14 protein-coding genes and 2 tRNA genes are annotated in these 19172 nt (G+C 51.6%); 6 read left to right on the forward strand and 10 right to left on the reverse strand.

The annotated features are described in order from the left end of the window. Window positions 1-92: 92 nt before the first annotated feature. Genes zorA1 through zorD form a run of 4 tightly spaced genes read left to right on the forward strand, consistent with a single transcriptional unit; the run spans window position 93 to window position 7957 of the window. Entirely contained in the window at window positions 93-2282 is a 2190-nt protein-coding gene (zorA1, locus tag CWS43_RS24570; RefSeq protein ID WP_101079780.1) for a type I Zorya anti-phage system protein ZorA1, read from the forward strand. 13 nt (window positions 2283-2295) lie between these two features. Further along, window positions 2296-3036 carry a type I Zorya anti-phage system protein ZorB1 gene (gene zorB1 / locus CWS43_RS24575; RefSeq protein WP_101079781.1) on the forward strand — a complete coding sequence of 247 codons (741 nt, stop codon included), beginning with the start codon at window positions 2296-2298 and terminating at the stop codon, window positions 3034-3036. Continuing rightward, on the forward strand, window positions 3033-4715 hold the full coding sequence (zorC, locus tag CWS43_RS24580; protein ID WP_101079782.1) for a type I Zorya anti-phage system protein ZorC: 1683 nt from the start codon (window positions 3033-3035) through the stop codon (window positions 4713-4715). Before zorB1 ends, zorC begins: the two co-directional genes overlap by 4 nt. Then, window positions 4715-7957: a type I Zorya anti-phage system protein ZorD gene (zorD, locus tag CWS43_RS24585; protein WP_101079783.1), complete on the forward strand. Its 3243-nt coding sequence runs from the start codon at window positions 4715-4717 to the stop codon at window positions 7955-7957. Before zorC ends, zorD begins: the two co-directional genes overlap by 1 nt. A 293-nt stretch (window positions 7958-8250) precedes the next feature. Here the strand turns inward: zorD and CWS43_RS24590 are convergent. From CWS43_RS24590 to gpt, 7 genes are all read right to left on the reverse strand, one after another. Then, a tRNA-Thr gene (locus CWS43_RS24590) sits at window positions 8251-8326 on the reverse strand. A 219-nt stretch (window positions 8327-8545) separates the two neighbouring features. Beyond that, a tRNA-Thr gene (locus CWS43_RS24595) sits at window positions 8546-8621 on the reverse strand. A 158-nt stretch (window positions 8622-8779) separates the two neighbouring features. Then, a complete protein-coding gene (gene proA, locus CWS43_RS24600) occupies window positions 8780-10033 on the reverse strand; it encodes a glutamate-5-semialdehyde dehydrogenase (protein ID WP_101079784.1) in 1254 nt (417 codons plus the stop codon). Between the two features lie 10 nt (window positions 10034-10043). Continuing rightward, window positions 10044-11147 (reverse strand): glutamate 5-kinase, encoded by a 1104-nt coding sequence (gene proB, locus CWS43_RS24605; RefSeq protein WP_101079785.1) that lies wholly within the window; start codon window positions 11145-11147, stop codon window positions 10044-10046. 126 nt (window positions 11148-11273) lie between these two features. Beyond that, complete coding sequence (crl, locus tag CWS43_RS24610; protein ID WP_101079786.1) at window positions 11274-11675, reverse strand: sigma factor-binding protein Crl; 402 nt, start codon at window positions 11673-11675, stop codon at window positions 11274-11276. 63 nt (window positions 11676-11738) lie between these two features. After that, entirely contained in the window at window positions 11739-12989 is a 1251-nt protein-coding gene (frsA, locus tag CWS43_RS24615; RefSeq protein ID WP_101079787.1) for an esterase FrsA, read from the reverse strand. A gap of 300 nt (window positions 12990-13289) precedes the next feature. Further along, window positions 13290-13748 (reverse strand): xanthine phosphoribosyltransferase, encoded by a 459-nt coding sequence (gpt, locus tag CWS43_RS24620; protein WP_056781475.1) that lies wholly within the window; start codon window positions 13746-13748, stop codon window positions 13290-13292. A 294-nt stretch (window positions 13749-14042) separates the two neighbouring features. Here gpt and pepD point away from each other — a divergent pair, with 294 nt between their 5' ends. After that, window positions 14043-15503 (forward strand): beta-Ala-His dipeptidase, encoded by a 1461-nt coding sequence (gene pepD, locus CWS43_RS24625; RefSeq protein ID WP_101079788.1) that lies wholly within the window; start codon window positions 14043-14045, stop codon window positions 15501-15503. A 3-nt stretch (window positions 15504-15506) separates the two neighbouring features. Here pepD and dinB read toward each other — a convergent pair whose 3' ends face one another. Next, window positions 15507-16592 (reverse strand): DNA polymerase IV, encoded by a 1086-nt coding sequence (dinB, locus tag CWS43_RS24630; RefSeq protein ID WP_101079789.1) that lies wholly within the window; start codon window positions 16590-16592, stop codon window positions 15507-15509. Between the two features lie 280 nt (window positions 16593-16872). Between dinB and dpaA the strand changes: the two genes are divergently transcribed. Next, entirely contained in the window at window positions 16873-17598 is a 726-nt protein-coding gene (gene dpaA, locus CWS43_RS24635; RefSeq protein ID WP_101079790.1) for a peptidoglycan meso-diaminopimelic acid protein amidase, read from the forward strand. Here dpaA and CWS43_RS24640 read toward each other — a convergent pair. Further along, on the reverse strand, window positions 17569-18336 hold the full coding sequence (locus CWS43_RS24640) for a class II glutamine amidotransferase (RefSeq protein WP_101079791.1): 768 nt from the start codon (window positions 18334-18336) through the stop codon (window positions 17569-17571). The genes dpaA and CWS43_RS24640 overlap by 30 nt on opposite strands. Window positions 18337-18362: 26 nt before the next feature. Beyond that, entirely contained in the window at window positions 18363-18944 is a 582-nt protein-coding gene (gene lpcA / locus CWS43_RS24645; protein WP_101079792.1) for a D-sedoheptulose 7-phosphate isomerase, read from the reverse strand. Window positions 18945-19172 lie beyond the last annotated feature (228 nt).

Consider the following 19172-nt stretch of genomic DNA (forward strand, 5'->3'; position numbering starts at 1 on the left):
AGTAACCTCGCGAAAATTTTGATTAAAAGTAATCAGAATGTTGTCGATGGTTATTTTGTCGTGTTATTTCTGAATATATAACTGGGAAAATTATGTCGTGGCTTAATTCTGTTTTATTGGCACTTACTTCTGTGCCGCCCTATATGGTACCAGCAACCGTTATAGTCCTCGTCAGTATTGCCTTTCTCTGTTTTATGTTCTTTTATCGTGTCAGAGCCTTCAATATTATTAACAGGCTGAAAAAGTACACACGCTCAATTAATAGCATTACAAACGATAAGCCTGAGAATCAGCTCGAACATCTAAAAAATTTGTTTGTTCAGCCTGAGTTCAAACATGCCTGGAGTGAATTTTCGGAATCCCTGCACCCTCAGACTGAGCTGGTCGGCAGTGAGGAAAAAGTTGTTAAGATTCGCGCCACGGCACCCAGCGCCAGCTATTTCTCTGAACAACAACTGGTGGATATTCCCCTCAATACCGAATTCTTTAAACATCTGCCTGGCATCCTCACCGGCGTGGGGATTATCGGGACATTCTACGGCCTGATGATCGGTCTGAATCACTTTGACCCCAGCACGCCCGAGCAAGTCACCAGCAGCGTCAATAATCTGCTGCATGATGTGTTGTATGCCTTCCTCGGCTCCGCATTCGCTATTTTCGCCTCCATCCTGATCACCTGGCTGGAAAAAATGGCCATTGCAAAGTGCTATAAATATCTTGAGAAATTTACCGCTTCCCTCGACACCCTCTATGATAGCGGCGTGGGGGAGGAATATCTCGCCTCGCTGGTGAAGTCCAGTAATGAAAGCGCCACCCAGGCGCGCCACCTGAAAGAGAGCCTGGTCACCGATTTACGCGATATGTTGCTGCATCTGGCTGAAAGCCAGAAAGTCGAAAATGAACGGCTGGCCAATACGCTAAGCACCACTTACCGCGAGGCAGGCTCGCAATTTGCCGACCAGGTGAGCGGTGCAATTGAAAATAGCCTTAAGTCCCCACTGGATAAGATTGCGGGGGCAGTTCAGACCGCCAGCGGCGATCAAAGCGGCATGGTTCAGAATATGCTGCAGGATGTACTGACCGCATTTATGGCGAAACTCGATACCACTTTTGGCCAGCAATTCAATAATCTGAACGACATGATGGGACAAACCGTTGGCGCGATCCAGACAATGCAAAGCGGATTCTCCGCGCTGCTTCAGGATATGCGTCAGGTTAGCGACGATTCCCGCCAGGGGAGCGCGCAGCTGATTGAACAGCTGCTCTCTGAAATGAAATCCGGCCAACAGGCCATGCAGGCCGGCATGAATGACATGCTCACCAGCTTACAGGCATCTGTCGCCAAAATTGGTGCAGAAGGCGAAGGGGCCGGTGAACGTATGGCCCGCCAGCTCGAGAAAATGTTTGCCGACAGCGAAGCACGAGAAAAAGCCCAGGCAGAACATATGTCCGCCTTTATTGAAGCGATTCAGAACTCAGTGCAGCAGGGGCAAAGCGCAACCATGGAAAAAATGGCGAATTCTGTCGAAGCGCTCGGCGGGCAGTTAGGTAGCCTCTTTGGGCAGATTGATAAGGGTCAGCAACAGATATCAGCGAATCAACAGGCTAATCAGCAGTCACTGCACGAGCAGACGCAGCGGGTGATGAGTGACGTAGACAATCAAATTAAACAGCTGATTGAAACGGTTGCCAGCCAGCATCAGGGAACAACAGAAACACTTAACAGACTCGCAGAACAAACCAACCGACAAATTCAGGATATGCAAAACGGGGCGGAAAAAATGCGTGTTGCGGCCGAACGCTTTGAACATGCTGGTGATATGGTGTCGCAAGCCAATCACCTCACCGCTGATGTACTGAATAAAGCACAATCGGCCGGTTCATCGCTTTCCCTTGCCACCAGCGAACTTTCTTCCGTGGTGGCGGATTATCGTAACAATCGAGAAGCCGTCAGCAAATCCATTGCCATGCTGGAACAGCTCGCAGCGAATACGCAATCTGAACAGACCACCCGCAGCCAATTTATTACCGATCTCAAGCAGCACAGTGAACGCTTGCAGAGCTATAACCGGGAAGCGCAGACCTTTATGGAAAATGTCAGTGACGTGCTTGGTAAAGGTTTTGAAGACTTCTCCGAAGGCGTTTCGCGCAGCTTGGATAAAACGCTGGGCAAACTGGACGTCGAAATGGCGAAAGCCTCTACCCTGCTGGCGGGTTCTGTCGAACAAATCGGAGAAAGCGTCAGCGAGCTTGATGATGTTCTGTCACGCGTTCGCGCTTAAGGGGTGACAGCTGATGTTTGGAAATTCATTTGGTGTTAAAAAACGCCGCGGTGATGAAGCCGAGAAACCTTTCTGGATCTCCTATGCCGACCTGATGACTGCCATGATGGTGTTATTTTTAGTGGTCATGGTGGCGTCGCTGAGTTCTGTAACACAGCGGATTCAACGTGCGGAGCAAGGTGAAAAAGCGCGGGGGCAAGACATATCCAGATTGTGTGAGCGACTGGAGCTACACGCCCGCAGTGTGAACAAAACCATCGTGGTGGATTGCCACGATAATCGCATTAGCTTTGGCGAAGCCGGGCGTTTCGATCACAACCAATTTTTCCTGAACGCTGAGGGACAAAAAGCATTACAGGATGTTGTTCCTCTGGTGCTGGAAGCATCAGATAGCGAAGAAGGCAAAAAGTGGTTTAAGCAGATCGTGATTGAAGGTTTTACCGATACTGACGGTTCTTATCTTTACAACCTACATCTCTCCCTGCAGCGCTCTGAATGGGTCATGTGCAGTTTGCTTGATAGCCGCAGCCCCCTGCAAAAAAGTATTTCCGCAGAGCAGCAGATCCAAATCCGCAAGCTGTTCCTGGCAGGTGGCGTCTCATTTAATAACGCGAAAGAAAGCAAAGAAGCCAGTCGCCGCGTAGAGTTACGCATGCAATTCTTCGGGCTTAAAGATAAACGAGATGGTGCTGACGGGGTGAATTTCCCACCGGTCGTCAATAAAGAAGTTTGCCAGCTGGTAATGCCACAATGACGCCTGCATTGAACTCTCTTGCGCAACGCATTGCAGCTAAGCTGTCTTCAAGCCAGCAGGATGGTCATTATCTACACAATGATTTTCACGCACTGACCTCCGCTGGGCTCGATATGGAAAAGCGGTTTGATAAAGCAGAGAAAATCCCTCCTCCTCCTCATGAAATGCGGCTGGCGGCTCTGCGTCGTTTTCGTCTTGCTGAAGAACTGACTGAGCGTGAGTGGCGAATGGTGTTTTATGGCCTCGCTGATAATGATCCGCTATGCCCTGACAGGCCTGTATTACTTGAGGATGAGCAATTTTTCCCTGAGGTGAACAGCGCTATCAAAAGGCGGATCGAAACCAAAACGCTGAAACGCCGGGATTGGGCAGCGCTCTGTTCAAGCTATTTTGCCTACAGGAACGAATCTCCAGAAACCAACCCGCACTGGTGTGTACTGCGTGGACACATCGCCCGGGGCTACTCCGTGGTGAAAGCCGCTATCCGCAGAGAAAAGTCGTGGATGAAAACCATTGAGTTTTATCACGACATTTTTACGCCTCAGGCTGGCGGTGTGATATCTCAACAGCTACTTTCCGGTGAGAGCAATTCCTTATCATCATTAGAAAAAATAGCGCAAATCCCCGATAGCAGCTGGTTGTGGAAGCGTATTTTCACGGTCCTGCTGGCACAGCTGGATACCTTGGACGATCCGCAGTATCTGGACAAAATTAGTTGGCTATTGAGTCTGGCGGCACAGTGGGTGCGTTTTCGCGATGACATCATGACGGCAGCGCTGACCCGTTACTATCATTCTACGTATCGGGATCAGGCACATTCAGCCTTAAAACAGGCCGCGCTGGAATATTGGGATAACCCGCAGTTGAAAAGCCAGCAGAATAAGTGGCATCAGTATGTATCTGAACCTGTCGCTGCGATGGTGCGGGGCTGGCTCGCAAAACAAGATCTGATGCACTTCTTCGAACTGCTTCGCGGCAATGGCGATGTCGATCAGGCACGACTCCACTATTGGCTGCGCTTTGCTAACCAGATGGGATTCACGCGCATCGTGATGGGGCCTGATGCCTGGCAACACCGCGGCAGCGATTTTGTGAAATTCCGCGAGGAGAATCGCGGGCGTCTGAGCCATTTGCGTGGTGGGCGTAGTTTTGATAACGCTATGATTATGCAAATTAACGATTACATCTTCGTTGAATTTTCCGGGACGGGAAATGCAATGTATTACTACAGAGTGAACCAGGCACCTTTTAATCCGGAGTCATCCTCACTTGATATAAAAATCCACCTAAAAGACAGATCATTATGTCCTGATCCTCTCAAACACATGCCTAGGGCAGAAGGTTATAACAAGATTCGCATCACCGGCTGGATGCTGAAATACGACGATGAACTGCGCAAGCTGGGTATTCGCTGGATGGCTGAAGAACCCGTCAAGTTTATTGATAAGAAAGAGCTTTCTCCAGTCCCTAAGTCTGATATCAAAATCATCAATCCGTTGCGGGATACGGCCATACAGCGCCTGGTTGAAAACACTTCATGTATCGTCAGCGATAACCGGCAAAAAGGTGGGGTACTGTCTGTGCAGCTCAAAACATCTGATGACACAACAGAAAGAGAGCTGCTACGGCTCGGTTTCGCCCCCGTGACTAAAGAACCCCATCGCTACTGGATAAAATAATGCTGAAACGTCTGTTAAGTAAACTGACGGGAAACCGTCAGCAGGTAGAACGCCATCTAAAAAACCAGTATCAGGTTGAGGATAATGGGCTCAGTTTTCCACAATCGGTGGTTGATGATCCGGATCTTTGGGCTCTGGCATCCTGGCTTGAGCAATTGGCTGAAGAAGACTATCTGATATCACTAACAGACCGATGGTTGTTGAGCTGGGAGGCATTGTACCGGCTGCTGGAAGATGAAGAGCATGCCAGCAGTCTGCCTCTAATTGGCGTACCGGAGGTATTACCGTTACGTGCAAGTTTGAGTTCGCGAGGGGCATTAAGCGATCGTGATTTTCGCGTCTGGATTGCTGAATGGGCCACACTTCCGGCGCGTCACCCCATCCGCTTCAGTCGTACTGGTGCTATTTTTACACATGAAAATCAGCAGCATCTGTTATCGCGGGAAAACTGGACACTCTTGCAGGTAACTGAGCAGCTCAGTGCACAACAATCACTGTCTCCCGGTGAAACAACCAACCAGTTGGGGTGGGCGACTATCCGTAAATGTGCGAAACTAGCCGCCGCAAAATTTGATGATTATTTAGAAAAAACGCACGTCATCAAACCCACTTCATTGTCGTTACGCCTGAGAAAGGCAACGATTGCAGATACTGCCGTTATCGAGATTGAGCCCCACTTCGAGGACCAACCCGATAACTGGCTCGGCAGTTTTGACAAAAACGCTCAAGTTCATGACAGCTACCGCATCCCCGGAGAAAATGGCGAACTCAGCCATGTCATCATCCCACCCGAAGTAAAAGAAGTACTCAATTCAATACATTCAATTCCTGGCCGCCGGGTGGCCGGTAGTGAAGCACTTTCCTTTGTCCGCAACCCTTATACGTTCCTCGGCGAAGATGCTGCCAGTGTTATTGCCCCCGAAGAACATGAGCAGGCACTGTTTGATGCCCATATTTTCTTCCATCATTTTAGGCTTCAGCCCCGGGTCAATGACGAGAATAAGATAGGGGATGTAACGTTGGTACTGGAGCCGGTCTCTCCAGTGCCGCAACCGGAAGTGTTATTCCTCTTCTCTGCTCCCTGGGAGCTGGATAAATTTGTTCAGGCTCTGGGTATAAGTGTCGCTGCACAAATGCCTGCGGGTTCCTGGCAGGGTTACGAACTGGAATTGAGCCAATTCACTGAACAGCAATGGCATGATTGCCAGTCACTGTTGTCACGCTGGCAACAAGAAGTCGAAGGTAAAGAATTTAGCGATGTCCTGGATCTGGGGAAATATGGCGATCGCGTCATCGGCATCGGAGAGTTTGAAAAAATATCTTCACCCTGGCTGACCAAAGCTCAAAGCGAAAACTGGCTCCCTGACGATATCGATTTCTCGGCATTTTCGGTCGAAACACTCGATGGCTGGCAACCTGATAACCTGTACCACTTCGATGAACTGCAGGAGAGAATCACCCAGGCAGAAGCTGCTGGCGAAACGCATATCCTCTCCCCCTGGAATGACACTGAATTGCCGCTGGATGCCGCTAAAACCTTCCGTAAGAACTGGGAAAAACAGCAAAATACAGCAAATGAATCAGAGAACAATGTTGTTGATAAAGCGGCCCGAGCTGTACTCAAAATTGAACAGAATATTGAAGAAGCGGCCTATATCAAACAGCGCCGCGATTCACTCCTCAATGCACGTCATGCTGAACCCGAAATTCCGCTGAGCCTGAAAGAGCACATCCGACTCAAAGACCATCAGCGTGAAGGCATCGCCTGGCTTCAGCAACTTTTCCTTCGCTCGCCTCAGGAAACGGCAGGTTGCCTGCTGGCGGATGACATGGGGCTGGGTAAAACGCTACAAATCCTGAGTTTCCTGGTCTGGTTCATTGAAAAATTCCCGCAAGAACCGCCAAGCCTCATCGTTGCTCCTGTCTCTCTTTTAGATAACTGGGAACGCGAACTGGACAATTTCTTCTACACCTCCGGCATTCCGGTGTTGAAATTGTATGGCGAAACCATCAAAGCGGTGAAATACCCGAAACAGGCTATCCCTGCTCATCTGCAGTCTCAGGGGATAAAAAACTTGCTCAAACCCGGCTGGCAAGGTGAGGCGAAAATCATTCTGACAACCTACGAAACGCTTCGCGATCAGGAGTTCTCACTGGCACGTCAACGCTGGTCCATTATGGTGTGCGACGAAGCTCAAAAGATAAAGAACCCGGCGGCATTAATCACCCATGCGGCCAACGCAATACAAGCCAGATTTAAAGTGGCATGCACCGGTACTCCTGTCGAAAACACGCTTGTAGATCTGTGGAGCCTATTTGATTTTGCTCAGCCGGGTCTATTAGGGGCGCTCAATGAATTTGGCAAACACTATGTTCGCCCTATAGAGAACGAAGCAGGTCGTGATACGGAACGGCTGGAAAGCTTGCGAGCCTTGATTGAACCACAGACATTGCGTCGTACCAAAGAAGAGGTCGCGCGCGATCTGCCGCAAAAAATTGAAGTCAGCAGCTGTAAACAACTGCCGTTTTCCAGTGCCCAGAAGCAGCTGTACCTTTCCTCGATTGCCAACTGGCAACAACAACAGGCGCTAAGCGAGGGAATGCAACAGGCGGGCACGGGGATGCTAGGGTTATTACATCGACTCAAGCTCATTTGCGCGCATCCTGCAGTGATTAGCCCTGAGCCTCGCTACCGGGAAGGCTCGCCAAAACTTAACTGGATGCTGAAAACGCTGGATGAAGTAAAACATACCAGTCAAGACAAGGTAATTATCTTTACCGAACTGCGCGATCTCCAGCGAGAAATCCAACATGCAGTCCATCAGAGATTCGGTTTCCGCCCGGTGATAATCAATGGCGACACCAGTACTAAAAGTCAGAGCCAGAACAGCCGCCAGCGATTAATTGATGATTTCCAGGCTCAACCCGGCTTTGGCGTGATTATTCTCTCTACCGTCGCGGTTGGCTTTGGGGTTAATGTTCAGAAAGCCAACCACGTTATTCACTTCACCCGCTGCTGGAACCCGGCAAAAGAAGATCAGGCAACTGACCGCGCTTACCGTATCGGTCAGACAAAGGATGTGTATGTGTATTACCCGACGGTAAGGGACTGCGATATTACGACATTTGAGGAAACGTTGGATGTCTTGCTCAACCGCAGGCGTGCGCTTGCAAGAGATATGCTTTGCGCTTCCCCGGATTTAAGCGGGGCAGATTTCGAAGGTATGTTCAAAGGTGCGTGAACCCGCTACCTCAGTTATTACATTTAGCATTGACGCAATAATATTTATGCCATTACATCGTGATCCCTCTTACGCGGATGGATCACCGTGTCATTATCTTTGAATCACCACGGGTTTAGCAAATACCTCAGAGTCAGGGATGTCTCCTGCTTTTTTACGATACCGTGTATAAAACGCGCGCGGAGGGTCACGGAAAAAAGCTATACCATGCAAAACAAGTATTCCAATAAGTGTACGAGAGCAAAATCGACGGATTTTGGAAAGATGAAAGGATGATAGCTGCTTGATGTGACTGGTGCCGATAATAGGAGTCGAACCTACGACCTTCGCATTACGAATGCGCTGCTCTACCAACTGAGCTATATCTGCTTTTTGAGGGATTGTCTGGGGGCTACGGGGTAACAAACTATTCCAAACCGCCAGCCTCCGTCAAGACCCTGAAAGGGCGTTTGGTGAGTTCTTAATCACCCTGCGCACGTTATGGATATTATGTTTATTTTGACGTGAAAATACGGGCTGAAAATAGCCAGTCATCGCCGGAGTGTGGAGGATTAACGTTTTGATATTTCTGGGATTGGTTCTGAAAAATGGTGCCGACTACCGGAATCGAACTGGTGACCTACTGATTACAAGTCAGTTGCTCTACCTACTGAGCTAAGTCGGCTTTTTGAAGTGTTACCGGGGAACTACGGGGTGCTAAATTAGTGAAATCTGGCGCTGCCGTCAAGCCCCTGAAAGTGCGTTTGCTGCTTTTCTCATCAAACGGTGCAAGATAGGAAATTTCTACCGGTTTCATAGGGTTGAAACCGGTAGAAAAAAAGGTCACGGGCGCACTAAATCGTCGCCATAACCAATCCATTTATAGGTCGTCAGGGCTTCTAATCCCATCGGGCCGCGGGCGTGCAGTTTTTGGGTACTGACCGCCACTTCTGCGCCTAAACCGAATTGGCCGCCATCAGTGAAACGGGTGCTGGCGTTGACATAAACCGCCGAGGAGTCGACTTCACGCACGAAACGGTCGGCGGAGCTGATTGAACGGGTGAGGATCGCGTCGGAATGTTCGGTGCCGTAGGCGCGGATATGCGCCACGGCGGCGTCCAGATCGGCGACGACGGTGACGTTCAGATCCAGCGACAACCATTCGTCCTGATAATCTTCCTCAGTCACGGCCAGCACTTTCGCCGGGCCATTTTGCAGATGCGGCATGGCGGATTCACTGGCATGAAGCGTGACGCCCGCACGGTGCATACGACCACTCAGCTCCGGCAGGAAACGTTCTGCAATCGCCTGATGAACCAGCACGGTTTCGAGGCTGTTACAGGCGCTCGGACGCTGCACTTTTGCGCTTTCAATCACCGTCAGCGCTTTGTCGAAATCCACGCTTTCATCCACAAACGTATGACACACGCCAATACCGCCTGTGATCACCGGAATGGTGGACTGTTCACGGCACAGTTTATGCAGCGCCGCGCCACCGCGTGGGATCAGCATGTCGACGTATTTATCCAGACGCAGCAGTTCCGCCACCAGCGCGCGATCCGGGCTGTCGATGGCCTGAACAGCGGCTTTTGGCAGGCCACATTCTTCCAGCGCCAGCTGGATCACTTTGACCGTCGCCTGATTGGTGTGATGCGTTTCTTTCCCGCCGCGCAGGATAACGGCGTTGCCGGTTTTCAGGCACAGACTGGCGACGTCGATGGTGACGTTCGGGCGCGCTTCATAAATCACGCCAATCACGCCCAGCGGTACACGGCGGCGTTCGAGACGCAAACCGCTGTCCTGCTGAGAACCGTCAATCACCTGCCCGACCGGATCGCTCAGGCGGCAGACATCGCGCACGTCGCTGGCGATGGCGGATAAGCGCGCAGGCGTCAGCAGCAGGCGATCGAGTAACGCTTCGCTCATACCGCTTTCGCGGGCGGCGGCCATATCCAGTTCGTTGGCAAGAATAATGCTCTGGCTGTTGGCCTCGAGCATGTCAGCCATCAGCATCAGCGCACGGTTTTTCTGCGCGGTGCTGAGGGTGGAGAGCTGCCAGGACGCGGCTTTCGCGGCCCTGCCCATCTCGTTAAGCATGTGTAACTCCTTAACTGACAATCATGTCGTCACGGTGAACGGCAACCGGGCCGTATTCGTAACCGAGAATTTCGCTGATCTGCTGCGAGTGATGGCCGGCAATCATGCGCATCGCATCGCTGTTATAACGGCTGACACCGTGCGCGAGGTCACGTCCGTTCAGGTTGCGGATGCGGATCACTTCACCACGCGAGAAATCGCCTTTCACTTCGCGGATGCCTTTTGGCAGCAGGGAACTGCCGCGCTCCATCATGGCGGAAACCGCGCCGTCGTCGATGGTGATTTCACCGGCTGGCGGTGCGCCGAAAATCCAGCGTTTACGGTTTTCCAGCGGGGTTTCCATCGCGTGGAAACGCGTGCCGACGGAAACACCGTTAATCACATCGCCAATCACGCCCGGCAGGCTGCCTGCGGCAATAATGGTGTCGACACCTGCACGGCACGCGACATCTGCGGCTTGCAGTTTGGTCGCCATTCCGCCGGTTCCGAGGCCGGAAACGCTGTCGCCCGCCACACCACGCAGTTCATCGTCAATCGTCATGACTTCGCGGATAAGCTCTGCTTCAGGATTAGTGCGCGGATCGGCGGTAAACAGGCCACTCTGATCGGTCAGCAGCAGCAGTTTATCGGCACCGGCCAGAATCGCAGCCAGCGCCGAGAGATTGTCGTTATCGCCGACTTTAATCTCTGCGGTGGCAACGGCATCGTTCTCGTTGATTACCGGCACGATATGGTTATCGAGCAGCGCGTGCATCGTGTCGCGGGCATTCAGGAAACGCTCGCGATCTTCCATATCGGCACGGGTCAGCAGCATCTGACCAATGTGGATGCCGTAAATCGAAAACAATTGCTCCCAGAGCTGGATTAAACGGCTTTGCCCGACGGCAGCCAGCAGCTGTTTGGAAGCAATGGTGGCGGGGAGTTCGGGGTAGCCAAGATGTTCACGCCCGGCAGCAATCGCGCCCGACGTTACAATCACAATCCGGTGCCCTGCCGCATGTTGTTGCGCGCACTGGCGGACAAGCTCAACAATGTGAGCACGGTTGAGGCGGCGCGAACCGCCAGTGAGCACGCTGGTGCCCAGTTTTACAACCAGTGTCTGACTGCCACTCATTAGTCTTTCCATTAAGGTGAAATAAGAAATGCTTCGTTGTCTTTGTAACAGGGGAGAAGCGTTATGCCAACCGGCATAACGCTATAATAGCAGCATTCAGTATGGGAATGGGTAGTACAGAAGGTGTCAGGCGGAGAGCTTCACCGGTTCTTCGCTGAAATCATCAGCCGGTTCCAGTTTGAGGGACATCTCTTCGATCATCGTGTTGAGTTTTTTGTGGAACCCAACCAGAGTGGTCTCGAGTTTCTCACGCACTTCAGCATCTTTAATGTTTTGCGCCTTCCAGATGCCGTCTTTATCGAACAAACCGAAGTGATATACATAGGTAAAACGTTCGGCTTCAGCCTGCAACTCTATCCACCACCCCCAGAATTCACGCTTCTCAGGAGCGGGCTTCACGTTCACACAGACCGCAAGGCAGTCAAAGAAAAAGCGGTCGTTTTCGCATTTCCCTTCTCTAATGTACGGCCCGAGTGTACCGAAACGTTTCATTAGCCTGCTTTTAGGATGACCACTTGGTAACGTCATTGTACAACCTCCATAGAAAGACGATCCTTTTTAGCAAACCGTTAAGAATTAGCAACCATTAAGTTAACGCATCTGCTTTTCCAGCCATTCACAAATCTCGTGTAATGCGCTGTCAAAGTGCTGGTAAAGCGGCTCACTTTTGATGGTCAGAATCTTGCCTTCAGAGGAGGAATCCGCAATCAGCCTGGCTTCGCTCTTCGGGCTGAAGATATCGCTTTCCCAGTAGGCGGCGAGCATTGGCGTCGGTGTTCTGCGCCCTAACAGCCCCTGCGTTTTCAGAGAATATCGATTAAGTTCGGTTTTCAGCGCGGAGTCCGACGCCGTTGACATTCCGATACGGCTCGCCAGCACGTCCATGTACATATCCGGCACCTGCTCCTGACATTTCGGATCGCTCAGCAGCGAATGCACCAGCGCGCCCAGCGTCGCCACAGCCCGCACGCGGCGCGGCTCGAGATACGCCAGCCGCACGGCGACGTTCGCCCCAAAGCGATAACCCAGCAGGCTGACGCGGCTCGCATCCACCCACGGCACATCAGAAAGCTGCATGAGAACCTGCTGATGCAGGAAGCTGGTGTCCTGCGTCAGTTTCCATTTAGAGGAGAAACCGATCGACGGCATGTCGATGGTCAGCATCGCAATGCCCATCGGCGCGAGATAAGAGCGGAACAGGCGCTGATGGTCACTTTGCAACGTGTCCAGCCCGCCGCACACCATCACCGTCGGGAACGGTGCTTTGCCTTTGTTTGGCAGATGCAGGAAACCGGTGATAGGCGCGCCGCCCGGGATTTTGAACTCCAGCTCTTTCAGATCATACGGCGAATGTTCGGAGGATTTCTCAAACGCTTTATTGGCCAGCGCTTCCGCCTGCTCCGCCAGCGTATCGCCTTTCAGATGCGGATAACCGGCAATGCTGTAAAGGTTCGCGGCTTTAAGCCAGTATTCGCTGGCAAGATTGGCGTCTTTCTCATCGGCGGCTTTTTGCTGCCAGTGCATGGCCTGATTCGACCATTCATAAATCCAGTTGCCGTTGCGATAGCCAATGACGGTATCGAGCAATAACGGGTCGCTGTGTTCGGCCTGAGAAACGGCAATGCGCGACAGCACTTCCTCCACTTCCAGCGGATCAACGCCGCGCCACATCCACATCAGACGGTTGATTGTCCGGTACCAGCAATTCACGGTATCGCCTTCCAGCGCTGAGTGCATCGGCGGGTGCGTATTGTGATGATGAACGCGATGAACCAGTGTCGAAGTTTCCGGATATTTGAATGACGGTTTGAACAGTTTTTCCGTGAGATTGGCTGGAGCCATGATGCGAGATCCTCCGTTAGCAAGCAGCTTTTCGCCCGCAGGCGAACGTTTCAGGCAGGGATTATAACCCGCCCACGTTGCGACAAGACAGGAGTGAGGTCAAGCGGAAAGGATTTCAAGTCAACAAAAGCAAAACGCCCGGCAATTAGCCAGGCGTTAAAAGGGGGGGCACTGCATCCCCTAAATCCTTCGTGCTGCATCAAGGCGGCAACGGAGCAAATCGCCGGGAGCATACAAAAGTATGTGACCGGGGTTTGCGAAGGCAGCCAACGCAGAGGCAGCACGAAGGATGACGAGGATTTACTTACCGACCAATGGCGGGACGAACACCACGCCCATATCCCACGGCTGTTCAATCCAGGTGTTCTGCGGGATATCAACCACATAATCGTCAACCAGCGGCGCACCGGCAGGTTTGGCGAAAATCGTGATGAAATGCGCTTTCGGATACATTTCGCGGATCGCTTTTGCGGTGCCGCCGGTATCGACCAGATCGTCGATGACGATGAAGCCTTCACCGTCGCCTTCTGCGCGTTTCAGCACTTGCATTTCACGCTGATTGTCGTGGTCGTAGCTGGAGATACATACGGTATCCACATGACGGATGCACAGTTCGCGAGCCAGTAACGCTGCCGGAACCAGACCGCCACGGCTGACGGCAATAATGCCTTTCCATTGTTCTGCCGGCAGCAGGCGTTTAGCCATAGTGCGGGCGTGGATTTGCAGCATGTCCCAGGTTACAACGTATTTTTCGCTCATAAAGGTGTCCCAGCCAGTGAATTGACGGCTTCTAAAAATGTATTCGAGGGGAAAAAAGGTTGCGCAGGATTATAGTGAGTCCCGCCTACAAAAACCAGCGGTTATAGTACCGCCAGCCCGCAAAAAACCTGGATTTTCTCCCCGCGCCCGCGCACAGGTTAAGATTAAGTGATATTCTGTCAGGCCACTCGCCACACAGTCTGGCGGGGATTACTTAACCTTAAACCTACAGCATCTCAATCAGTTCCCCTGCAAATGGAGCCTGAATGAGCTGACTGTCACAGGAGACTTATAGTGTCTGAACTGTCTCAGCTTTCGCCACAGCCGTTGTGGGATATTTTTGCCAAAGTATGTTCAATTCCGCACCCTTCTTATCATGAAGAAGCGCTGGCAAAACACATCGTTGAATGGGCTCAGGAAAAGGGTATCCACGCTGAGCGTGATGAAGTTGGCAACATTTTGCTGCGCAAACCGGCCACTAAAGGCATGGAAAATCGCAAAGCCGTTGCCCTGCAGGCTCACCTCGATATGGTGCCGCAGAAAAACAACGATACTGTTCACGATTTCACTAAAGATCCGATTCAGCCGTTCATCGAAGACGGTTGGGTAAAAGCCCGCGGCACCACGCTGGGCGCAGACAACGGTATTGGCCTGGCTTCTGCACTGGCAGTTCTGGCTGATGACAGCGTAGAACACGGCCCGCTGGAAGTGCTGCTGACCATGACCGAAGAAACCGGCATGGCGGGTGCATTTGGCCTGCAACCGGACTGGTTACAATCTGAGATTCTGATCAACACCGATTCTGAAACCGAAGGCGAAATCTACATGGGTTGCGCCGGCGGGATTGATTTTACCGCCACGCTGCCACTGAGCCGCGAAGCGGTTCCGGCCGGTTTCACCACGCTGAAACTGACACTGAAAGGCCTGAAAGGCGGCCACTCCGGCGCGGATATCCACCTCGGTCTGGGCAACGCCAGCAAACTGCTGGTGCGCTTCCTGTCTGAACACGCCGACACCCTCGGCCTGCACCTGCTGGATTTCACCGGCGGCACGCTGCGTAACGCCATTCCCCGCGAAGCCATCGCGACGCTGGCGATTGCAGCCGATAAAGCGGACGCACTGAAAGCCGCTGCACAGGAATTCCTGGCAACGATTCAGTTTGAGCTGTCTGCGGTTGAGAAGAAAATCGCTTTCGTCGTTGAAGCGACAGAAAGTGCTGCGAAAGCGCTGAGCAAAGACAGCCAGAGCAAATTCATTGCACTGCTGAACGCCACACCAAACGGCGTGATCCGCATGAGCGATGACGTTAAAGGCGTGGTCGAAACCTCCCTGAACGTTGGCGTTGTCACCATGAAAGATGACGAAGTGGCGATCAACAGCCTGATCCGCTCCCTTATCGACAGCGGCAAAGAATATGTCGTCAGCATGCTGAATTCGCTGAGTGAACTGGCTGGTGCGAAAAGCCTGGCAAAAGGCAGCTATCCTGGCTGGAAACCTGAGCCAAGCTCTCCGGTGATGACGCTGGTGCGTGAAACCTACGAAACGCTGTTCAGCAAAACCCCGAACATTATGGTGATCCACGCCGGTCTGGAATGCGGTCTGTTCAAAAAACCGTACCCGGACATGGACATGGTTTCCATCGGGCCAACCATCACCGGGCCACACTCGCCGGATGAGCAGGTTGAAATCGCCAGCGTTGAGCTGTACTGGAAACTGCTGACAGCACTGCTGAAAGCGATTCCTGAGAAGAACTGATTTTTAAGCTCCCTCTCCCTCGCCGGGGAGGGAGCTTAAATCAAGCAGCAGCTGTCTTTCTATTTGTGGATCCTGCAACGTGACATGCAATCCCACAAGACGCACACCCCGCCCTCCGCGCCGCTGTTCCCACGCTTCACGCGCCACTTTCAGCAAATCTGCTTTATTGAGCTCCGGCCAGATGTGTTCCTGCGTAGTCTGCTGAAAATCATGAAATTTGAGTTTCACGCCCTGACGCGCGATGCGTAAATTCGGGCTGACCCGGCTCAGGCGCGTTTGTAATTCAGGATATAACCGTTCGATCAGCGCCACACACTCTTCCCAGCTGTGAATGTCTTCCGCCAGCGTACGTTCAACGCCGACGGATTTTCGCAAACGCTCTGGCGAAATTTCACGCTCGTCGATACCCTGACAACGCTCCCACAGCACACGGCCAAATTTGCCAAACCGCTTAAGCAACCTGGCTAAATCATAACGCTGCACATCACCGCAGGTCACAAGCCCCTGCTCCTGCAAACGCTGGGCAGTAACTTTGCCGACGCCGGGGATTTTACTCAGTGGAAGATTCTGTAAAAAAGCCTCAACGTTGTCTGGCGTAATCACAAACTGGCCATTGGGTTTATTGAGATCTGAAGCAATCTTTGCCAGAAATTTGATGGGCGCAATGCCCGCCGAGGCCGTCAGATTGATTTCATCGAAAATCGCCTGACGGATTTCAGCGGCAATCAGCGTCGCGGAGCCATTGCATTGGGTCGATTCTGAAACATCCAGATAAGCTTCGTCGAGTGACAGCGGTTCGATCAATGGCGTATAACGCGCAAAGATTTCGCGGATGTGGTTCGAGGCTTCTTTATAGGCTTCCATTCTGCCGGGAATGACCTTCAGGTGCGGGCAAAGCTTGAGCGCCATTCCGGTCGGCATTGCGCTGTGTACGCCAAATTTGCGTGCCGGGTAATTAGCCGTGCTGATGACGCCACGCCGGTCGCGGCTGCCACCGATGGCGATAGGAATGTCGCGCAGGGAAGGATCATCGCGCATCTCGACGGCCGCGAAAAAGCAGTCCATATCCACATGAATGATTTTACGCATAGCCCCTCCCGATAACTGTATAAGTATACAGTTATCGGGAGGGATTTCAAACACAGAAAATGGCGGTTAATTTGACTTAATTAATCGTCATTAATGGCAAGGGTATATATTTACCCTTGCGAAACACGTTATTCATTATTTGGTGATTGCTAAAAAATTAATCAGTATTAATATGACATCGTTTCAGACAGGCAGTACATAAGAAGAAAATCAGTGGCGGTCTTACAGTCAGTTCATCTGTAGACAAAATAATCAAAATTATTATCAAGCAGGACTTAGAATGATCAGAATCGCGCTGTTTCTTGCGATGCTCCTCAGTTTGCCTTTATTTACAGCAAATTACGCCGTGGCCAGCGATGCTGTCCCGGTCAACGCGACACTTAAAAAACAATTGTTAGGTGCTCCCGTTTATATCCAGATTTTCAAACAAGAACGTAAACTCGAATTGTATGCGCAACTCGATGGTGAATTCCGTCTGATCGGCAGCTACGGCATCTGTGATTTTTCTGGCGGTTTGGGAAATAAACGCCGTGAGGGTGATTTTAAAAGCCCGGAAGGTTTCTACAACGTGGATATTCACCACCTGAAACCGGACAGCCGTTTTTATCGTGCCATCAATATCGGTTTCCCGAATGCATACGATATTTCGCAGGGATATTCAGGTAAGTATCTGATGATCCACGGTAACTGCAAATCTATCGGTTGTTACGCCATGACTGACGGCTATATGGATGAAATCTTCACGTACGTGCAGGCAGCCTTCCAGTTCGGTCAGCGCAATGTGCAGATCAGCATTTATCCGTTCAAGATGACCGATGCCAACATGCAGTCGCACAAAAACTCAAGCTACATCACTTTCTGGCGTGAGCTGCAGCCGGGATATGCGTACTTTGAGAAACACCATCAGCCACCGAACGTCGTGGTGACTAATGGGAAATATGAAGTGCTGCAACCGTTGTCAAACATCCCGCTGCCTTCACAGCTGGCGTTCGCCCCGGTGAAATAATGCGAATTCACCTGGAGCAATTTTGTTCCAGGTTTCGTTTGCCGTCAGCGGTTGCGTGGCAATCACGGTGACGACATCATCCGGTGTCGTCTGCTGCTGAAAATCAATTTCCACATCCTGATCCAACAACGTTGCCTTTCCGAAAGGCGCCCGCCGCGTGATCCAGTGAAGATTGGTCGAACAATAGGCCATCACAAAATGCCCGTCCGACAACAACATATTAAACACGCCCTTCTGTCGTAACTCATCCGCCAGCGACGCAATATAGCGGAACACCGGCGGCCAGCTGGCCGGACGGCGCGGATAACGCTGCGTAAGTTTATGCAGCAACCAGCAAAATGCGTATTCACTGTCGGTTTGCCCGACCGGACGCAACGTGCCGGTATCCAGCTGGCGATAACCGCGAAGCTGGCCGTTGTGCGCGTAAGTCCAGTTATGGCCCCACAATTCGCGGGTAAACGGATGGGTATTCTCCAGCGCCACTTCGCCACGGTTTGCCTGACGAATATGGGAAATCACCGCGCAGGATTTGATCGGGTATTCCTGAACAAGGCGGGCGATAGGCGAATTGAAACTCGGCATCGGGTCTTTAAAAGTACGACAGCCATTCCCCTCATAGAAAGTAATGCCCCAGCCGTCTTTATGCGGGCCTGTCCCGCCACCGCGCTGCACTAATCCACTGAAACTGAAGCAAATATCAGTTGGAACGTTAGCGCTCATCCCGAGCAATTCGCACATCTCCCGCCTCCTTTACAGCAAAGGCATTACGCCTTCGCCATCTCTTTTTCAATCAGAAGAATTAAAATATGAATCACTTTAATGTGGATTTCCTGCACGCGGTCAGCGAAGCCAAAGTGCGGCACGCGAATTTCCACGTCAGCAGAACCGTCCATTTTACCGCCGTCTTTACCGGTCAGGGTGATGACTTTCATGCCTTTGGCGCGCGCGGCTTCAATCGCTTTGATCACGTTACCGGAATTGCCGGAAGTGGAGATGCCCAACAGCACATCACCTTTCTGGCCAACGGCTTCCAGATAGCGGGAGAAGATATATTCGTAACCGAAATCGTTGCCCACGCAGGAGATGTGGCTGACGTCGGAAATCGCAATCGCCGGGTAGCCCGGACGGTTTTCACGGTAGCGGCCGGTCAGTTCTTCTGCGAAATGCATAGCGTCACAGTGTGAACCGCCGTTACCGCAGGAAATCACTTTCCCGCCCGCCTTGAATGAATCGGCCAGCAGCACTGCTGCACGTTGAATAGACTCAATATTTGCCGGATCGCTGATGAATTTATTCAGCGTAGCAGCAGCTTCGTTCAGTTCAGTACGGATAATATCCTGGTACATAGCAGCCTCTTTTATGTCCATTTGCAGCCAGCTGTGGCTGGCCGATAGCAATAAAACTTTCCGCTGAGCAGTTTAACGGAAAGCCGAAACAGCGAGAAGCCATGAAGCGGTAATGATTCCTATAGTTTCCGTTTTTGACGCTTCGTGCGGCCGGTTTGTGAGCTGTGTTGTAATTAGTATGTAAACACATTGATAAAGAAATGAGCATGAACTAAAACCATTGTATCC

Origin of the sequence: Rahnella sp. AA, assembly GCF_002834385.1 — a bacterium.
GTDB lineage: Bacteria > Pseudomonadota > Gammaproteobacteria > Enterobacterales > Enterobacteriaceae > Rahnella.